At 59.6% G+C, this 17,903-nt stretch carries 14 protein-coding genes and 2 tRNA genes; 11 read left to right on the top strand and 5 right to left on the bottom strand.

Features of this window, described 5'->3' with window-relative positions; genetic code table 11:
• Nucleotides 1–75 precede the first annotated feature (75 nt).
• Nucleotides 76–1,791, top strand: coding sequence for a proline--tRNA ligase (locus tag AB4N47_RS17185; RefSeq protein ID WP_024011894.1), 1,716 nt, complete (start codon nt 76–78; stop codon nt 1,789–1,791).
• 17 nt (nt 1,792–1,808) lie between these two features.
• Complete coding sequence (locus tag AB4N47_RS17190; protein ID WP_073475925.1) at nt 1,809–2,762, top strand: hypothetical protein; 954 nt, start codon at nt 1,809–1,811, stop codon at nt 2,760–2,762.
• Between the two features lie 126 nt (nt 2,763–2,888).
• Here AB4N47_RS17190 and dinB read toward each other — a convergent pair whose 3' ends face one another.
• On the bottom strand, nt 2,889–3,950 hold the full coding sequence (dinB, locus tag AB4N47_RS17195) for a DNA polymerase IV (protein WP_071174711.1): 1,062 nt from the start codon (nt 3,948–3,950) through the stop codon (nt 2,889–2,891).
• A 279-nt stretch (nt 3,951–4,229) separates the two neighbouring features.
• Between dinB and AB4N47_RS17200 the strand changes: the two genes are divergently transcribed.
• The 4 genes from AB4N47_RS17200 (at nt 4,230) to AB4N47_RS17215 (ending at nt 8,814) form a co-directional block, all read left to right on the top strand.
• A tRNA-Met gene (locus AB4N47_RS17200) sits at nt 4,230–4,306 on the top strand.
• 217 nt (nt 4,307–4,523) lie between these two features.
• Nucleotides 4,524–4,600: transfer RNA gene (locus AB4N47_RS17205), tRNA-Met, on the top strand.
• 279 nt (nt 4,601–4,879) lie between these two features.
• Nucleotides 4,880–7,519 carry a bifunctional lysylphosphatidylglycerol flippase/synthetase MprF gene (gene mprF / locus AB4N47_RS17210; RefSeq protein WP_341638618.1) on the top strand — a complete coding sequence of 880 codons (2,640 nt, stop codon included), beginning with the start codon at nt 4,880–4,882 and terminating at the stop codon, nt 7,517–7,519.
• Entirely contained in the window at nt 7,519–8,814 is a 1,296-nt protein-coding gene (locus AB4N47_RS17215) for a virulence factor family protein (RefSeq protein WP_217864209.1), read from the top strand. The genes mprF and AB4N47_RS17215 overlap by 1 nt, the downstream gene beginning before the upstream one ends.
• A 199-nt stretch (nt 8,815–9,013) precedes the next feature.
• Here the strand turns inward: AB4N47_RS17215 and AB4N47_RS17220 are convergent, their stop codons facing one another.
• From AB4N47_RS17220 to AB4N47_RS17230, 3 genes are read right to left on the bottom strand one after another with little or no spacing between them, the layout of a single operon-like run.
• Nucleotides 9,014–9,697, bottom strand: coding sequence for a serine/threonine protein phosphatase (locus AB4N47_RS17220; RefSeq protein WP_341638617.1), 684 nt, complete (start codon nt 9,695–9,697; stop codon nt 9,014–9,016).
• Complete coding sequence (locus AB4N47_RS17225) at nt 9,694–10,392, bottom strand: nucleotidyl transferase AbiEii/AbiGii toxin family protein (protein WP_341638616.1); 699 nt, start codon at nt 10,390–10,392, stop codon at nt 9,694–9,696. Before AB4N47_RS17225 ends, AB4N47_RS17220 begins: the two co-directional genes overlap by 4 nt.
• A 1-nt stretch (nt 10,393) precedes the next feature.
• The gene (locus tag AB4N47_RS17230; protein WP_341638615.1) at nt 10,394–11,161 is read right to left on the bottom strand and encodes a MarR family transcriptional regulator; all 768 of its coding nucleotides are present in this window, start codon (nt 11,159–11,161) and stop codon (nt 10,394–10,396) included.
• 469 nt (nt 11,162–11,630) lie between these two features.
• On the opposite strand from AB4N47_RS17230, the gene AB4N47_RS17235 reads away from it, so the two are divergent.
• Nucleotides 11,631–11,957 carry a DUF3077 domain-containing protein gene (locus tag AB4N47_RS17235; RefSeq protein ID WP_460154293.1) on the top strand — a complete coding sequence of 109 codons (327 nt, stop codon included), beginning with the start codon at nt 11,631–11,633 and terminating at the stop codon, nt 11,955–11,957.
• Nucleotides 11,958–12,118: 161 nt separating this feature from the next.
• Here AB4N47_RS17235 and AB4N47_RS17240 read toward each other — a convergent pair whose 3' ends face one another.
• Nucleotides 12,119–13,960: a potassium transporter Kup gene (locus AB4N47_RS17240; protein ID WP_371699263.1), complete on the bottom strand. Its 1,842-nt coding sequence runs from the start codon at nt 13,958–13,960 to the stop codon at nt 12,119–12,121.
• 349 nt (nt 13,961–14,309) lie between these two features.
• On the opposite strand from AB4N47_RS17240, the gene rimO reads away from it, so the two are divergent.
• The 4 genes from rimO (at nt 14,310) to AB4N47_RS17260 (ending at nt 17,779) form a co-directional block, all read left to right on the top strand.
• On the top strand, nt 14,310–15,647 hold the full coding sequence (gene rimO, locus AB4N47_RS17245) for a 30S ribosomal protein S12 methylthiotransferase RimO (protein WP_024011887.1): 1,338 nt from the start codon (nt 14,310–14,312) through the stop codon (nt 15,645–15,647).
• A 215-nt stretch (nt 15,648–15,862) separates the two neighbouring features.
• Complete coding sequence (locus tag AB4N47_RS17250) at nt 15,863–16,336, top strand: GNAT family N-acetyltransferase (RefSeq protein WP_073475936.1); 474 nt, start codon at nt 15,863–15,865, stop codon at nt 16,334–16,336.
• Nucleotides 16,337–16,527: 191 nt separating this feature from the next.
• Entirely contained in the window at nt 16,528–17,238 is a 711-nt protein-coding gene (locus tag AB4N47_RS17255) for an rRNA pseudouridine synthase (protein WP_341638613.1), read from the top strand.
• A 70-nt stretch (nt 17,239–17,308) separates the two neighbouring features.
• Nucleotides 17,309–17,779 carry a YehS family protein gene (locus tag AB4N47_RS17260; RefSeq protein ID WP_056783315.1) on the top strand — a complete coding sequence of 157 codons (471 nt, stop codon included), beginning with the start codon at nt 17,309–17,311 and terminating at the stop codon, nt 17,777–17,779.
• Nucleotides 17,780–17,903: the final 124 nt, after the last annotated feature.

The raw sequence follows: 17,903 nt of genomic DNA on the forward strand, positions 1-17,903 counted from the left end.
ACTTCTGTACGTCAGCAAAACTCGCCGGTACACTGCTCCGTCATTTCCAGTCATAGCAACCGACAACGGCCAACCATGCGCACCAGTCAATTTTTGCTCGCCACACAGAAAGAAACGCCTTCCGACGCGGTCGTGATCAGCCACCAGCTGATGCTGCGCGCCGGCATGATCCGCAAGCTTGCCTCGGGCCTGTACACCTGGCTGCCGATGGGCCTGCGAGTCATGCGCAAGGTCGAAGCCATCGTTCGCGAAGAAATGAACGCTGCCGGTTCTCTAGAAGTGTTGATGCCGAGCACCCAACCGGCCGAGCTGTGGCAGGAATCGGGGCGCTGGGAAGAATACGGCCCTGAGCTGCTGCGCATCAAAGACCGCCACGGTCGTGATTTCTGCGCGGGCCCGACCCACGAAGAAGTGATCACCGATCTGATGCGCAACGAGTTGAGCAGCTACAAACAGCTGCCAATCAACCTGTACCAGATCCAGACCAAATTCCGCGATGAAATCCGCCCACGCTTCGGTTTGATGCGCGGCCGCGAATTCATCATGAAGGACGCCTACTCCTTCCACGCTGATCAGGCGTCGCTGCAGATCACTTATGACCGCATGCATGAAGCCTACTGCAACATCTTCACGCGTCTGGGTCTGAAATTCCGTCCGGTAGAAGCCGACAACGGCTCGATCGGCGGCGCCGGCTCCCACGAATTCCACGTGCTGGCCGAGTCCGGCGAAGACGATATCGTCTTCAGCAACGGTTCCGACTACGCGGCGAACATCGAAAAAGCCGAAGCGGTGCCTCGGGAAACCTCGCGCCCTGCGCCAACCGAAGAACTGCGCTTGGTCGATACGCCTGACACCAAGACCATCGCGGCGCTGGTGGAAAAATTCAATCTGCCGATTGAAAAGACCATCAAGACCCTGATCGTCCACGCCGAAGAAGAAGGCAAGCTGATCGCGCTGGTGATTCGTGGCGACCACGAACTGAACGAAATCAAGGCTGCCAACCAGCCTGGCGTGGCCAGCCCGCTGGTGATGGCCTCCGATGCCGAACTGCGTGACGCGATCGGCGCCGGCGCTGGTTCGCTCGGCCCGCTGAACCTGCCACTGCCGATCATCATCGACCGCTCGGTCGCGATGATGAGCGACTTCGGTATTGGCGCGAACATCGACGACAAGCACTACTTCGGCGTGAACTGGGAGCGTGATCTGCCGGTTCCGACCGTTGCCGACCTGCGCAACGTCGTCGCCGGCGACCCAAGCCCGGACGGCAAAGGCACGCTGGAAATCAAGCGCGGCATCGAAGTCGGCCACATCTTCCAGCTGGGCAACAAGTACAGCAAGGCGATGAAGTGCGAAGTGCTGGGCGAAAACGGCAAGCCAGTGACCCTGGAAATGGGCTGCTACGGCATTGGCGTTTCCCGCGTGGTGGCTGCTGCCATCGAGCAGAACAACGACGCCAACGGCATTATCTGGAGCGACACCCTGGCGCCATTCCAGATCGCGCTGGTACCGCTGCGCTATGAAACCGAGCAGGTGCGCGAAGCCACTGACAAGCTCTATGCCGAACTGACGGCGGCCGGCTTCGAAGTGCTGCTGGACGATCGCGACAAGAAAACCAGCCCGGGCATCAAGTTTGCGGACATGGAGCTGATCGGCATTCCACACCGGATCGTGGTCAGCGACCGCGGCCTCGCCGAAGGCAACCTGGAATACAAGAGTCGTTCCGAAGCAGAGGCGCAAGCACTGCCGGTGGCCGATGTTGTGTCCTTCCTTCAGGCCCGTATCCGCCGCTGAAACCAGATAGAGACGTCATGTTCAAGCGAAACACCTTAGGCCTCGGTGGCGCCGCCCTGTGCGGCGCCCTGCTGGTCAGCGGCTGCGCCAATCACATGTCGCAACGCAGCGAGCACGAAGAGCGGGTCGAGCGAAAACTGCTCGATCACAGCCTGCAGATCGATGTCGGCGAGCCCAAGGTGCTCGAGCTGCCGCAGCGACGCGTGAAGATCAACGAGCAGAAGACTTTCGAAGTCACCGAGTTCGAGGTCACCCGTCGTTACGACCGCTACACGCCTTACCAACCCTGGCGCGAAGTCTACGAGATTCCGCTGGGCGCGGTGGCCGTGGTCGGTGGTGTCGGTGCGAACGTGGTCAACGTGTTCGCTCTCGGTAACCTGCCGGACAGCGTCACCAAGGATTGGCTGAGCTACGGTTTCGCCGGGCTCAACCCGTTCATGAACGTGCAGTCCAACGGTCGCGCGCAGCAGAACCTCGCGGGCATCGACGAAGTCCAGCGCGACAAGCGCACGGAGTATTCGAGCCTGCCGTGGAGCGAACGACCGGTGCAGGTCAAGGCCGGCAAGCAGACCTTCGACATGACTACCGACCGCAACGGCGTGCTGCGCTTGAATCTGCTCGATAGCCCTTTCGCCGAACATGACCTCAACCATGTTGGCCGCTTGCAGATCAGTGTCGAAGACGCCAAGGACGACGTGCATACCGACTCGACCCTGATGCTCAGCGGCCACCTGCGCGGCAAGTTGATCGAGGCGCACGGGCTGATTTATGACGACCTGGAAGATGATGAGGTGAGCCAGTGGGTACACCGGGTCAAACGCCTGTCGGAGCTGGGCCTGGAAGAAGAAGCCAGCGAACTGGAACAAAGCCTGATCGAACTGACCCGCAATGATCCTGAGTTGCAGACTGAGTTTCTCAAGTCTCTGGCCAAGGATGCCGGGCGCTTAGTGGCTGATCCGGGACCGAATTAAAAGCTAAAGGCATCGCGGGCAAGCCCGCTCCCACAGGGTTTATGGGTGTTCACACAATATGTGTTTCACCATCGATCAATGTGGGAGCGGGCTTGCCCGCGATGACTATCTGAATACGCCGCGAATCTACCGCTCAAACAACTCCATCTGCTCAAACCCGCCGCGCAAATCCTCCAGTCTCACTCCCACCCCCAACAGCCGCACCGGTTTGCCGCCGCGATTGAACGCCTGCGTCAGCATCAACTGGTAACTGCCCAGGTCACGCCCTGCCCCGGCCTGTTCCAGCGTGGTCTGGGTGAAATCATGAAATTTGACTTTGACGAACGGCTTGCCCGGTCGATAACTGCTGTCGATTCGGGCCATGCGGTTTTTCAAGGTGTCGAGCAACTCGGGCAATTTGTCCAGGCAGCTGCGCAAGTCCGGCAGATCGACGTCGTAGGTGTTTTCCACGCTGATCGACTGACGCCGGCTGTCGTTGTGCACCAGCCGGTCATCGATTCCACGGGCGAGATTCCACAAGCGCTCGCCGAAACTGCCGAATTCGCGCACCAGCGCCAGCCTGCCCCACTCGCGCAGGTGCTGGCAGTCAACGATGCCAAGCTTGCCGAGCTTGTCGGCGGTGACCTTGCCGACGCCGTGCAGCTTGCTCACCGGCAGACCACTGACGAACTCCTCGACCTGATCCGGGGTGATCACGAACAAACCGTTGGGTTTTTTCCAGTCGCTGGCGATCTTCGCCAGAAACTTGTTTGGCGCAACGCCAGCGGAAACGGTGATGTGCAACTGATTGGAGACCCGGCGACGAATGTCCTGAGCGATGCGCGTGGCGCTGCCGCCGAAGTGCGCGCTGTCCGACACATCGAGATAGGCCTCGTCCAGCGAAAGCGGCTCGATCAGGTCGGTGTAGTCGGCAAAGATCGTATGAATTTCTTTCGAAGCTTCGCGATAAGCCTCCATACGCGGCTTGACGATGGTCAGGTCCGGGCACAGCTTTAATGCATGCCCGGAAGCCATTGCCGAGCGCACACCATAGGCGCGCGCTTCGTAATTGCAGGTGGCGATCACCCCGCGTCGATCCGCCGAACCACCCACCGCCAATGGCTTGCCGGCCAGACGCGGATCATCGCGCATCTCGATGGCGGCGTAGAAACAGTCACAGTCGATGTGGATGATTTTTCGCTGGGTCATGTCGGAAAAAGACAACGTGGCAAGCCGGAGCGGCAGTATCTCATTGGCACCTGTATATAGCACCAGTGGTTGAATGTTCTTTTCCGACCGTAGGAGATTTCCGCTGAATTTATTTTTTCAATCACAGATCAAGGTGCAATAGAGCTGAAAGCCTTGAGCTACCTGCCCTGCGCGCCGGCCAACCGCCGCGAAAAGACGCTAAGCGCTTGAACCTCAACAGATTTATCCAGATCGACGGTTGACACACTGGCGAACCTCTGTAGAATGCCGCCACACAGACGCGGGATGGAGCAGTCTGGTAGCTCGTCGGGCTCATAACCCGAAGGTCGTCGGTTCAAATCCGGCTCCCGCAACCAAACATCAAAAAAGGCTACTCGAAAGAGTGGCCTTTTTTGTGCGCGTCTGTATTGCAAACGGGCGCCCTGCTCAATCGCTAGCGAAACGGCAATTCGTTGCATTTCCGAAACTTACGCATCACCTGCGACCGTTTGCCGCGATTTCGCAGTTATTTGGCCCATTCCGGGATTAGCGGTTGACACCTCGTCGTTCGCCTGTAGAATGCCGCCACACAGACGCGGGATGGAGCAGTCTGGTAGCTCGTCGGGCTCATAACCCGAAGGTCGTCGGTTCAAATCCGGCTCCCGCAACCAAACATCAAAAAAGGCTACTCGAAAGAGTGGCCTTTTTTGTATCTGTTGAAAAAGTCCTTTCGCAACAATGATCTGTCACTGTGCAGTGAACCGCTGGGGATCATCAGAACCACTGACTTGCGACTATGCTTGAGTCGCAGACAGGGTTTCTGCAATCCAGGAACTGCCCTCGCCGATGCCCGACGAGAGGCGTAGTATTTTGTGATTATTTTTTTCTACAGGGATTGGTAACTTGGCTGGATACCTCCATCCTGTCGCGCACAATCCAAGAGGTGATTGATGCGCGCCAACTCGTCTGATCCACAAGACACCGTTACAGCAGAACAACCGATCAAACCCGAGCGTTTGCGCTGGCTGGATCGATTAAGCAAATACCGTCAGCCGATCGGTCTGGCCGTCACGTTGCTGCTGTTTGCCATTGCCCTGATTGCCTGCCGCCATCTGCTCGCCGAGCTTGATCTCGACGCATTGCATGACTCGATTCTTGACGTGCCGAAGCCCGCCCTGCTTGGCGCCATTGGCGCGACCGTGGTCGGTTTCATCATTCTGCTCGGCTATGAATGGTCGGCCAGCCGCTACGCTGGCGTGAAACTGCCGCCGCGCACCCTCGCGCTCGGCGGCTTCACTGCATTTGCGATTGGCAATGCCATTGGTCTGTCGCTGCTGTCCGGCGGCTCGGTTCGTTATCGTTTATATGCGCGACTGGGCGTCGGTGCGTCGGAAGTTGCGCACATGACGCTATTTGCCAGCCTCTCGCTGGGCTGCGCCTTGCCGCCACTGGCAGCGCTGGCCACCCTGAGCAACCTGCCCGCCGCCTCGCAAGCGCTGGGACTGTCCGAAGTCTTGCTCGACTCCGTCGCCGCTGCCGTACTGATCCTCGGTGCAGTGCTGGCGATCGGCATCTATCGCCGTCGTCTGCCGGAACAACCCTACCCCGACAATCTGCTGGTCCGTGCTGGGCGGCGGACATTGCGCCTGCCGGGTCGACGCCTGACCTTGCTGCAACTGGTGATCACCGCCCTCGATGTCGCGGCTGCCGCCACCGTTCTGTATTTGTTGCTGCCGGAAGCGCCGCCGTTTGCGCCGTTCCTGCTGGTGTACCTGCTGGCCCTCGCCGCCGGTGTCCTTAGTCATGTGCCGGGAGGCGTCGGCGTATTCGAGGCGATACTGCTCGCCGCGTTTGCCGACAAGCTCGGCGCCGCCCCACTGGCAGCCGCACTGCTGCTGTATCGCCTGATCTACGTGGTGCTGCCGCTGCTGGTCGCTTGCGTATTGCTGCTGATCAACGAAGGCCAGCGCCTGTTTCAATCCCAGACCATGCGCGCCGCGTCCGGTCTGGCCGCGCCGGTGCTGGCGGTGTTGGTGTTCCTGTCTGGCGTGGTGCTGCTGTTTTCCGGCGCCACCCCGGAAATCGACACGCGCCTGGAGCACATCGGTTTTCTGATCCCGCATCGTCTGGTCGATGCCTCGCACTTCGGCGCCAGCCTGATTGGCGTTTTGTGTCTGTTGCTCGCCCAAGGTCTGCGCCGACGCCTGTCGGCGGCGTGGATGCTGACCGTCATTCTGCTGCTGGTCGGTGCCCTGCTCTCCCTGCTCAAAGGCTTCGACTGGGAAGAAGCCACGCTGATGACGTTTACGGCCGCGCTGCTCGGCGTGTTCAGGCGCTCCTTCTATCGCCCGAGCCGTTTGACCGAACTGCCGTTTTCGCCGCTGTATCTGGTCGCCAGTCTCTGCGTGCTGGGCGCTTCGGCCTGGTTGCTGCTGTTTGCCTATCAGGACGTACCCTACAGCCATCAGCTGTGGTGGCAGTTCACCCTTGATGCTGACGCTCCGCGTGGCCTGCGCTCGCTGCTCGGTGCGGCGGTGTTGCTGGTGATCATCTCGCTGACCTGGTTGCTGCGCACCGCGCGCCCGGTGATTCATTTGCCGACGCCGGACGAACTGGATCGCGCGGCGAAAATCCTCATGGCCTCGTCGCAACCCGACGGCGGCCTCGCGCTGACCGGTGACAAGGCGTTGCTGTTTCATCCCAACGATGAGGCGTTCCTGATGTACGCCCGCCGTGGCCGCAGTCTGGTGGCGCTGTACGACCCGATCGGGCCGAGCCAGCAACGTGCGGAAATGATCTGGCAGTTCCGCGACCTCTGCGACATTCATCACACCCGCCCCGTGTTCTATCAAGTGCGCGCGGAGAACCTGCCGTACTACATGGACATCGGCCTGACTGCGATCAAGCTTGGCGAAGAAGCCCGGGTCGATCTGCTGCGCTTCGATCTGGAAGCCAAGGGCAAAGAGATGAAGGACCTGCGCTACACCTGGAACCGTGGCACCCGCGATGGTCTGTCGCTGGAAATCCATGAGCCGGGCCAGGCGCCGATGGACGAGCTGAAGGTGATTTCCGATGCCTGGCTGACCGGCAAGAACGTGCGCGAGAAAGGCTTCTCCCTCGGCCGTTTCAGCGACGATTACCTGAAGCATTTCCGCATTGCGGTGATTCGCTTCGAAGGCCGCCCGGTGGCGTTCGCCAATCTGCTCGAGACTTACAGCCACGATCTGGCCAGTCTCGACCTGATGCGCGCGCACCCGGAAGCGCCCAAGCTGACCATGGAATTCATGATGGTCGGCCTGATTCAACACTATAAGAGTCACGGATACGCGCGCTTCAGCCTGGGCATGGTGCCGTTGTCGGGGCTGCAACCCCGGCGCGGCGCACCGCTGACCCAGCGCCTGGGCTCGATGGTCTTCCGCCGTGGTGAGCAGCTGTACAACTTCCAAGGCTTGCGCCGCTTCAAAGACAAGTTCCAGCCTGACTGGGAACCCCGTTATATGGCCGTGCCCGCCGGACTCGATCCGCTCGTGGCGCTGGCCGACACTGCCGCCCTGATCGCGGGCGGCTTGACTGGATTGGTGAAACGCTGATGATTCAACGCTCCCTGAAGTACATCCTGGCCGCCCTGCTGGTGCTGGCCGTGATTGCCGGCGGCGGTTACTGGTACCTCAAACGTCCGGCACCGGAACCGACCGTCGAACAACTGAAACCCGCCGATGGCACAGTCATGACCCGCGTCATCCCCGGCAGCAAGCCGAAGGCTCAGGTGCTGGTCGCCGTCACCGACGAACAGAAGCTCTCCGAGAAACAACTGACCACCCTCAGCCGCAGCGCCTCGGCGCAGATCGTTCAGGTGATTCTGCCGAAGGACTGCCTGCTGCAAAGCCGCGCCCTGCAATCGGGCCTGCGTGAACTGAATGGCCCGGCCACTCTGGTCAGCGGCATCGGCCCAGGCGCTGTGCTGGCGTGGCGCTGGCTGGCGGAACAGAAAGACGACAAGGCCCAGGCCGTCTCCGTCGACTTGGCCCTGGAAAAGCCCGGCTGCACCCACCTGTTGCCAAAATCCGCCGCCCACGGCCACTGGCTGGTGGCGTGGAACGACAACCCGGACGACGCCAGCGCAGGCTTCGTGCGCGATCAGCCGAACGCCGAAACCAGCATCAGCGACTACGACATCAACCTGCCGCAAGTGCTGAACAACGAACTGCGCAAAATCCTCGTCGGTGGCGACAAGGCCAACGGCGGCCTGGCGATCCCGGTCGTGGAAGTGCCGGCCGGTCAGGCCAACGACACCGTTACCCTGTTCCTCTCCGGCGACGGCGGCTGGCGTGACCTCGACCGCGACGTGGCCGGGGAAATGGCCAAGATCGGCTACCCGGTGGTCGGCATCGACACCCTGCGCTACTACTGGCAGCACAAGAGCCCGGAGCAAAGCGCACTCGACCTCACCGAACTGATGCAGCACTACCGGCAGAAATGGGGCACCAAGCGCTTCATCCTCACCGGCTACTCGTTCGGTGCCGACGTTCTGCCAGCGATCTACAACCGTCTGCCAGAGAACGAACAGCAACGCGTCGACGCGATCATCCTGCTCGCCTTCGCCCGCACCGGCAGCTTTGAAATCGAAGTCGAAGGCTGGTTGGGTAACGCCGGCAAAGAAGCCGCCACCGGCCCGGAAATGGCCAAACTGCCGGCGGCCAAGGTTGTGTGCATCTATGGTGAAGAAGAGACGGATGAAAGTGGCTGCACGGACAAGACTGCTGTTGGTGAAGCGGTGAAACTGCCCGGCGGGCATCACTTTGATGAAAACTACCCGGCGCTGGCCAAGCGCTTGGTCGAGCTGATTCAGAAGCGCCAGAGCAAGGATTCGGTGGCTGAAGAGTGATCTGAAGCGCATCCACAAAAAGCCCCCGCAACTTCGCAGTGACGGGGGCTTTTTACATTCCAGCCGCGACCAAAATCTACTTGTGGGCGCGAGCCTGCTCGCGAATGCGGTGGGTCAGTTTACAGATTCGTCGACTGACACTACGCCTTCGCGAGCAGGCTCGCCCCTACAAGGGGTTGCGCTGGATTCAGGCAACTCGTCAGTCCCGCTGGCCAAGCTGAACATCTATCCACGTGACATCATCGTCGCCAACGCTAAAGTCGCTATCCGGCGCCGCTAACAAAATGCTTTGCTGGGCTTGCGTCAAGTCCGCCCAAAAGCCATCAGTGACAAATACCAAGCGCTCAACAGCCTTCAGTGCACAACAAACAAAGTCAGGGTTCGGAACCCGATTGATCTTCAAGCATCGTGTTACCGAATTTCGCGCGGGGTCTCGCGCCAACTCACAGTGCGAACGGTCGCGCCGCCAATTGGCCTTGCAGTGAGGTGGCGTAATCCACTCGATGGCTCCCGCCAGCGTAACAATCCCGCATGAACAGTCTCCCTCATATGCAATGGTGAGTCGGTCATGAGCGACCAAGCCAATCAGGTAACAGATGGCTCCCGTCTGATCAGCAGGCAACGACGCATGAAAATCCGCCAGTATTGAACCCAATAGACGCTCAACTGCTTCGGGTTCTGCAGGATAGGCCCCCTGCTCCATCCGTGTGGAATGAGCCGCCAACATGCCGCTTACGAAGCTTTCAGCCAGCTGTCCACTGCCGCGCCTGGAAGTGCCATCCGCGACAACAAAAAAACCACCGTCATCCTCACAGGTCGCTCCGGCATAGTCATTATTTGCCCTGCTGGCTTGCCCAGTGATTGATCGGGAGTGGTATCTCATGCGCTGGCCAGCGCTTTCAAACGCCAGTGAATAATCTGCCCTCTGCCTGGATTCGCCTGCACCGAGCCTGAACTTTCGATCACATAGCCAACCCCGTCGAGCGCCATCAGTTTGCGGATTCCATCTGTGACGAACGCCTTAAGGTCGCTGTCGGCCTGGCCCACCTCCTCCAACAGCTCAGGCCGACCATCGATCAAGATGATCATGTCCTCGACATCCTTGTGATAAGGATCACCATTTCCCCGACCGGCGAAAGCTTCCAATTTCGTCGCGAGAAAATACGTGGGCTGGAATATCTGGATGACAGTGCCGCTGGGCAAGGTGAATTTATCCGCACTCGCCAGCCCCTCGACGAACCAGCGGTTGGCATAGCCGAGTACTGCAGGGTCGGAAGGCATGACATCCACAACAACGTCATTGAAGCGAAAACGACAATTGACCTCGTCCTCACCGGTGATCTTGAATCCCTTGGCAGCCAGCCGTTCAGTGAGTTGGTTCCAGGCGCTGATACCGGCCAACTCGATCACTAAATCAACGTCATCAGTGAAACGAATGTCGTCCAGCACGGCTGTATCTGTAATCAGCATGGCGGTTGTGCAACCGCCAACAAAAGCAACTTCGGCGAGAAACGCCTCGCCCAAGCCTTCAGCCACGAACTCAATAAGTTCGTAGTTGTGATCCGCGTTTGACGACATGTTATTTAAGCCCCATCCCTGCCTTCAGAATACTGATTGCCACACCACACTCACGCGGACCACCCAGACGGATTGCATCAGCGAGCGCCAGATAGTGGTAAAGGATCCGGTCTTTTTTCACCGCTTCCGGCACTGTTTTGTAAAGCGGCTCTATCGCTTGGCCTCGCTCGGTTCCCTGCGCATCCGGCCAGACCGGAATCAAACCACCCGCACTCTTGATGCTTTTGGACAGCGCAGGCGCCGCAAAGCCTGTGGGTATGCCACGAACCATCGCGCCAGGCTTGACCGGGAAGAAGTACTTCAGCGCGTACTCGGTAATTTTCAGCAGTTCCCGGCGGTGCACTTTGGCAAGCCCGGTGTCGTAGTCATGGATGAGCAATCCGGATTCCCGGCATCGGGCGAGAGCATTTGAGACTTCGCTTTTGCTCAGTCCGAGAGAGGCAGACAGCGCACGCAGAGAGTACCGATCGCTCCAACTTGTCAGCGGTGGATCAGATGCTGGTTCCGCCCACCCCTCCCAGCCTGGCCCATCAGCGAAAGGCGAATCGAGTTCGCGGTGTTGGAAGATTGTGTCTTCCCCATCAGTGGAGTAGGTGACCAATGGCTTCCCCACACTCTCCCCTGCGGTCATTGGGCTGACGACATAAGGCCTGTGCAGCTCTTCGACCCTGTCCGAATTCGATTCGGCCTCCATCTCCCCCAAAAGGCTCTCTTCCTGAGCGTGCAGACTGGCCATCTTGAACAAAAGTAAAATGTCTTGACTCTTCATTTAGCTCAAAACCTCAAGTGTCCACATTCCATAAAACGTGGACACTTGTCTCACTGCCGAGGCCGGGTCGTCAAGCCCTTGGGTCGAATCGCTGCATACCTTGCCCGCATATCGTCATGGCTGTGTTCGTGTCAGACGTTTAGTATCGTTTACTTCCAGTTTCGCAATATCAGATGACGCCCACAGACCTTGTAGGCAAACTCCGAAACTCTTGTTGGGGCGCTGTGCCGCTCTATTGCGCTGTTTTTCGACGGGATACTCTCCGGGACGTCGCTGACCCATTCAGCGATCGGGTGTGGTAACCCGGAGAAACCATCGCAACAGCGCGCTCCTCAAGTTATGGCGGCTGTGCGTGGGACGCTTTCGGGCGTGCCGGTTTCCTTGGTTCCCGGTTTACCACCCTGCGTACAGTTGCCTCCCTTTCGCGTGGTAACGAAAGTCGCGGCACTTCGAACCAAGGAGTAACACGATGACCGAAACTGATCTGCACGGACTTGCAAACGCTAAAACCATCAGCTTCACCCCTTTCCTCTACAACGCGGATCAAGCGTTCTTCAACGTCCGCTCCGGCATTCCGATCATCGATGCCTTGTCCCAATCCTCCGACCTGCTGTCCCTCGCCAAATCCTTCGCCGAGGATGCTGCTTTCATCAAAGACACCGATCGCCATGCCTGGGCCGCGCATTACCTGACGGTGATGGGCAAAGCCTTGATTGATGATGTGATCCAAGCGCTGATCCCACGACCTGCGCGGACGAAGACCGAGTCTGAAGCAGAGATGCCTGAAAGCTTGTAGAGGTTTGAAGATCAAAAGATCGCAGCCTTCGGCAGCTCCTACATGGAATGCGAAACCTGTAGGAGCTGCCGAAGGCTGCGATCTTTTGATCTGAAGTTGCCGCCGACAAAAAAGCCCCCGCCAACCACAAGGCTGACGGGGGCTCTTTCTATAACGCGAAGTTACATCTCCACCTGCGTCCCCAACTCGATCACTCGGTTCAACGGCAGATTGAAGAACCGCAAATTGCCATTGGCATTCTTCAACATGAACGCAAACAGCGCCTCTCGCCAACGCGCCATCCCCTCAAGTTTCGAGGCAATCACCGTTTCCCGGCTAAGGAAGTAGGTGGTGCGCATCGGGCTAAAGTCCAGATCATCCAGATGACACAGCTTCAACGCTTGCGGCACGTCCGGCTCGTCGGTGAAGCCGAAGTGCAGGATCACCCGGAAGAAACCCTCTCCGTGCGCTTCGACCTCGAAGCGCCGCGATGGCGGCACACGCGGGATGTCTTCGTAGACCACCGTCAGCAACACCACTTGCTCATGCAGCACCTGGTTGTGCAGCAGGTTGTGCAACAGCGCATGCGGCACGGCGTCGGAGCGGGCGGTGAGGAACACGGCGGTGCCCTGCACGCGATGCGGCGGTTGCACGCGGATGCTGCTGATGAAGATCGGCAGCGGCAGCGCGCCTTCGTCGAGGCGTTCGACCAGCAGCTGTTTGCCGCGCTTCCAGGTGGTCATCAGCACGAACAGGGCGATACCGGCGATCACCGGGAACGCGCCGCCCTGGACGATCTTCGGCACGTTGGCGGCGAAATACAGACCGTCCACCAACAGGAAGCCGAGCAGCACCGGCACCGCGAGGATCGGTGGCCATTTCCACAGCAGCAGCATGACCGCCGACACCAGAATGGTGGTCATCAGCATGGTACCGGTCACCGCCACGCCGTAGGCCGAGGCCAGGGCGCCGGAGGATTCGAAGCCCAGCACCAACAGGACCACACCGACCATCAGCGCCCAGTTCACCGCGCCGATGTAGATCTGGCCCTGCTCGTCGCTGGAGGTGTGCTGGATGTACATGCGCGGTATGTAACCCAGTTGAATCGCCTGACGGGTCAGGGAGAACGCACCGGAAATCACCGCTTGCGAGGCAATCACCGTGGCCAGGGTCGACAGGCCGACCAGCGGAATCAGCGCCCAGCTCGGTGCCAGCAGGTAGAACGGATTGCGCGCGGCGTCCGGGTTTTCCAGCAGCAATGCGCCCTGGCCGAAGTAGTTGAGCACCAGCGCCGGCAGCACCAGCAGAAACCAGGCGCGGGCAATCGGCTTGCGGCCGAAGTGGCCCATGTCGGCGTACAGCGCTTCCGCGCCGGTAAGCGCCAGCACCACGGCGCCGAGAATTGCGACGCCCATGCCCGGGTGCACGACGAAAAAATTCACCGCCCACATCGGGTTCAGCGCGTGCAGCACTTCCGGCGTGTGGCTGATGCCGTACACACCGAGGGCGCCGAGGACGAGGAACCAGGTGACCATGATCGGCCCGAACAGAATACCGATCCGCGCAGTACCGTGGCGCTGGATCAGAAACAGCGCGACCAGCACCACCAGCGACAGCGGCACCACCCAGTGATCGATGCCTTCAAACGCCAGGCCGAGGCCTTCGATCGCCGACAGCACCGAAATGGCCGGGGTGATCATGCTGTCGCCATAGAACAGCGCCGCGCCGATCAGCCCGCACACCACCAACAGCGTGCGCAGGCGCTTGCGCCCCGCCGCTGCCCGCCGTGCCAGTGCCGTCAGGGCCATGATGCCGCCCTCGCCCTGGTTGTCGGCGCGCAGGACGAACATCATGTACTTGATCGAGACCACCCAGATCAGCGACCAGAAGATCAACGACAGAATGCCCAGCACGCCGTCGTGATTGACCGGCACACCATAACCGCCGGAAAACACTTCCTTGAGGGTGTACAACGGGCTTGTGCCGATGTCGCCATAAACTACCCCGACTGCCGCGACCAGCATGCTCAGCGGTCTGCTTGCCGAACCCTCGGCGCCCGCCGCATGACTACTTGCCTGACCCATCCAACACTCCTGATCTCGATACCGGCTTCTTTAAAGGAAGCACTATGCTTTGAGTTGCAGCATGCGCTGTTTTACCTGTTGTTACAGACCAATGATTGACTGCACGAAATCGGTAAAGCTCAACGGCGCGAAGCATAGCGCAGCACTCGTCGTATTTCCCCGTATAAAGCTGGTCAAGTGCGTTGCCCGCCGCTAGAATTGCGCACTTTTTGATCAGAGGCGCATCTCAAGCGCCCATCCGTCAGCTGCCGCGCGTGGCCAGCGACGTCACAAAACACCGAGGTTAGACATGTCCACCACTCCTGCGCCGGCCAATCCAAAGGTTGGCTTTGTATCTCTGGGTTGCCCGAAAGCACTGGTCGACTCCGAGCGCATCCTGACCCAGCTGCGCATGGAAGGCTATGACGTGGTGTCCACCTATCAGGACGCTGACGTCGTGGTGGTCAACACCTGCGGCTTCATCGATTCGGCCAAGGCCGAGTCGCTGGAAGTGATCGGCGAAGCGATCAAGGAAAACGGCAAGGTCATCGTCACCGGTTGCATGGGCGTGGAAGAAGGCAACATCCGCGACGTGCACCCGAGCGTGCTGGCCGTGACCGGTCCGCAGCAGTACGAGCAAGTAGTCAACGCCGTGCACGAAGTGGTGCCGCCGCGTCAGGATCACAACCCGCTGATCGATCTGGTGCCACCGCAAGGCATCAAGCTGACCCCGCGCCACTACGCGTATTTGAAGATTTCCGAAGGCTGCAACCACAGCTGCTCGTTCTGCATCATCCCATCGATGCGCGGCAAACTGGTCAGCCGTCCGGTTGGCGATGTGCTCGACGAGGCGCAGCGCCTGGTCAAATCCGGCGTTAAAGAGTTGCTGGTCATTTCGCAAGACACTAGCGCCTACGGCGTTGATGTGAAATATCGCACCGGTTTCTGGAACGGCGCGCCGGTGAAAACCCGCATGACCGAGCTTTGCGAAGCACTGAGCACCCTGGGCGTCTGGGTCCGCCTGCACTACGTTTATCCGTACCCGCACGTCGACGAGCTGATTCCACTGATGGCCGCCGGCAAGATCCTGCCGTACCTGGACATCCCGTTCCAGCACGCCAGCCCGAAAGTCCTGAAGTCGATGAAACGCCCGGCGTTCGAAGACAAGACTCTGGCGCGCATCAAGAACTGGCGCGAAATCTGCCCGGACCTGATCATCCGTTCGACCTTCATCGTCGGCTTCCCGGGCGAAACCGAAGAAGACTTCCAGTACTTGCTCAACTGGCTGACCGAAGCCCAGCTCGACCGCGTCGGCTGCTTCCAGTACTCGCCGGTTGACGGCGCACCAGCGAATGATCTGGATCTGGAAGTGGTACCGGACGACGTCAAGCAGGATCGTTGGGAGCGCTTCATGGCGCACCAGCAGGCGATCAGCTCGGCACGCCTGCAAATGCGCATCGGTCGTGAGATCGAAGTGCTGGTGGACGAGGTTGACGAACAAGGCGCGGTTGGCCGCTGCTTCTTCGACGCCCCGGAAATCGATGGCAACGTGTTTATCGACAATGGCAGCAACCTGAAGCCGGGCGACAAGGTCTGGTGCAAGGTGACTGACGCCGACGAGTATGATTTGTGGGCTGAGCAGATCTAAACACCGCAAAATACCTGTGGGAGCGAGCCTGCTCGCGAATGCGCTGGGTCAGTCGCTGCAAATATTGCCTGACACGCTTTCGCGAGCAGGCTCGCTCCCACAAGTGAATAGCGCTGTATCCAGAAGCCCCGCTCTTTTACGAGATGCGGGGCTTTTTTGCGGCTATCGTTTAGCGGGGGACGGACTCCCTTGAACCGCACAAGAGGCACACGCACATGCGTCAGCATTCGGTCATTCACACACCGAAAATCAGCGATTACGAAGAACTGACCCGGGTCTGGGAGGCCTCGGTCCGTGCGACTCACCAGTTCCTGCCGGACAGCTACATCGAGCTGCTGCGCAATCTGGTGCTCACCCGCTATCTTGATGCGGTCATGCTGATCTGCACCAAGGATCGCCAGCAGCGCATCACCGGGTTTGCCGGTGTGGCGGCGGGCAAGATTGAAATGTTGTTCATCGATCCTGATCATCGTGGTCAAGGCTTGGGCAAGCAGTTGCTGCGCTATGCGATCGAACGGCTCAACGCCGATGAACTCGACGTCAATGAGCAGAACCCGCAAGCCTTGGGTTTTTATGAAAAGCAGGGATTTGAAGTGATCGGCCGCTCCGAGGTCGATGGCATGGGCCAGCCGTATCCGCTGCTGCATATGCGCTTGCGGCAGTCCCAACAGCGCTCAAGCAACGGCTGACACACCATGAAACCCCTGTGGGAGCGAGCCTGCTCGCGAATGCGGTGTACCAGTCACTGCACACATAGACTGGCAGGACGCCTTCGCGAGCAGGCTCGCTCCCACATTGAATACAGCGCCTGCAAATGGAACCGGGCTTAACCGCTTCCACACAGGTACAATGCCCACCCCTTTTTTGTTACGGCCCCGTCATGACTGACCCGATTCGCCTCTCCAAACGCCTCATCGAACTGGTCGGTTGCTCCCGCCGGGAGGCCGAGCTGTTCATCGAGGGCGGCTGGGTCACCGTGGACGGCGAAGTCATCGATGAGCCGCAATTCAAGGTCGGCGAGCAAAAGGTCGAGCTCGACAAGGACGCCAAGGCCACTGCGCCGGAGCCGGTGACCATCCTGCTCAACGCGCCCGCCGGCATGGATGTCGACAGCGCCATGCAAACGCTCAGCGCCGAAACTCTCAGCGAAGAGCATCGCTACGGCAAGCGTCCGTTGCGCGGGCATTTCCTGCGTCTGAGCGCCAGCGCCGACCTGCAGCCCAAGGCCAGCGGCCTGCTGGTGTTCACCCAGGACTGGAAAATCCTGCGCAAGCTCACCGCCGACGCTGCGAAGATCGAGCAGGAATACATCGTCGAAGTCGAAGGTGAGATGGCCGCCCACGGCCTCAACCGTTTGCAGCATGGCCTGACGCACAAGGGCAAGGAGCTGCCGCCGGTCAAGGCCAGCTGGCAGAACGAAAACCGCCTGCGCTTCGCCATGAAAAACCCGCAGCCGGGAATCATCGCGCAGTTCTGCGAAGCGGTCGGCCTGAAGGTCATCGGCATCCGCCGCATCCGCATCGGCGGCGTGTCGATCGGCAAGGTCCCGCTCGGCCAGTGGCGCTACCTGTCCGGCAAAGAGAAGTTCTAGAACTTTCACTGCCGCCACACATTTCGGCAGTGCTTACGAGCGCTGCCCACAACGCATCAGGAATACCGACATGGTTCATAACGACGTACTGCGCAGCGTGCGCTACATGCTCGACATCAGCGACAAGAAAGTTGTCGAGATCATCAAACTGGGTGGCATGGACGTCACGCTCGCCGATGTCATCACCTGGCTCGACAAGAAAGAAGAAGACGAAGAAGGCTTCGTACGCTGCCCGGACGAAGTCATCGCGCATTTCCTCGATGGCCTGGTGATCTTCAAGCGCGGCAAGGACGAAAGCCGTCCGCCGCAACCGATCGAAGTGCCGGTGACCAACAACATCATCCTGAAAAAACTGCGCGTGGCCTTCGAGCTGAAAGAAGACGACATGCACGCTATCCTCAAAGCCGCCGAGTTTCCGGTATCCAAACCTGAACTGAGCGCGCTGTTCCGCAAGGTCGGCCACACCAACTACCGTCCGTGTGGTGACCAGTTGCTGCGTAACTTCCTCAAGGGCCTGACCCTGCGCGTCCGCCCTGCCTGATGCCCTTGTGCGGTGGCGATCGATAGTCGCCGCCGCAACGCATGACCGTTCATTCCCTGCAAAAATAATGGCTCCGCTTTTCGCGGCTGACGACTAGGGTGTACTGATCCCTAATCTTCAGGAT

This window comes from Pseudomonas sp. S3_G06 (genome assembly GCF_054667565.1).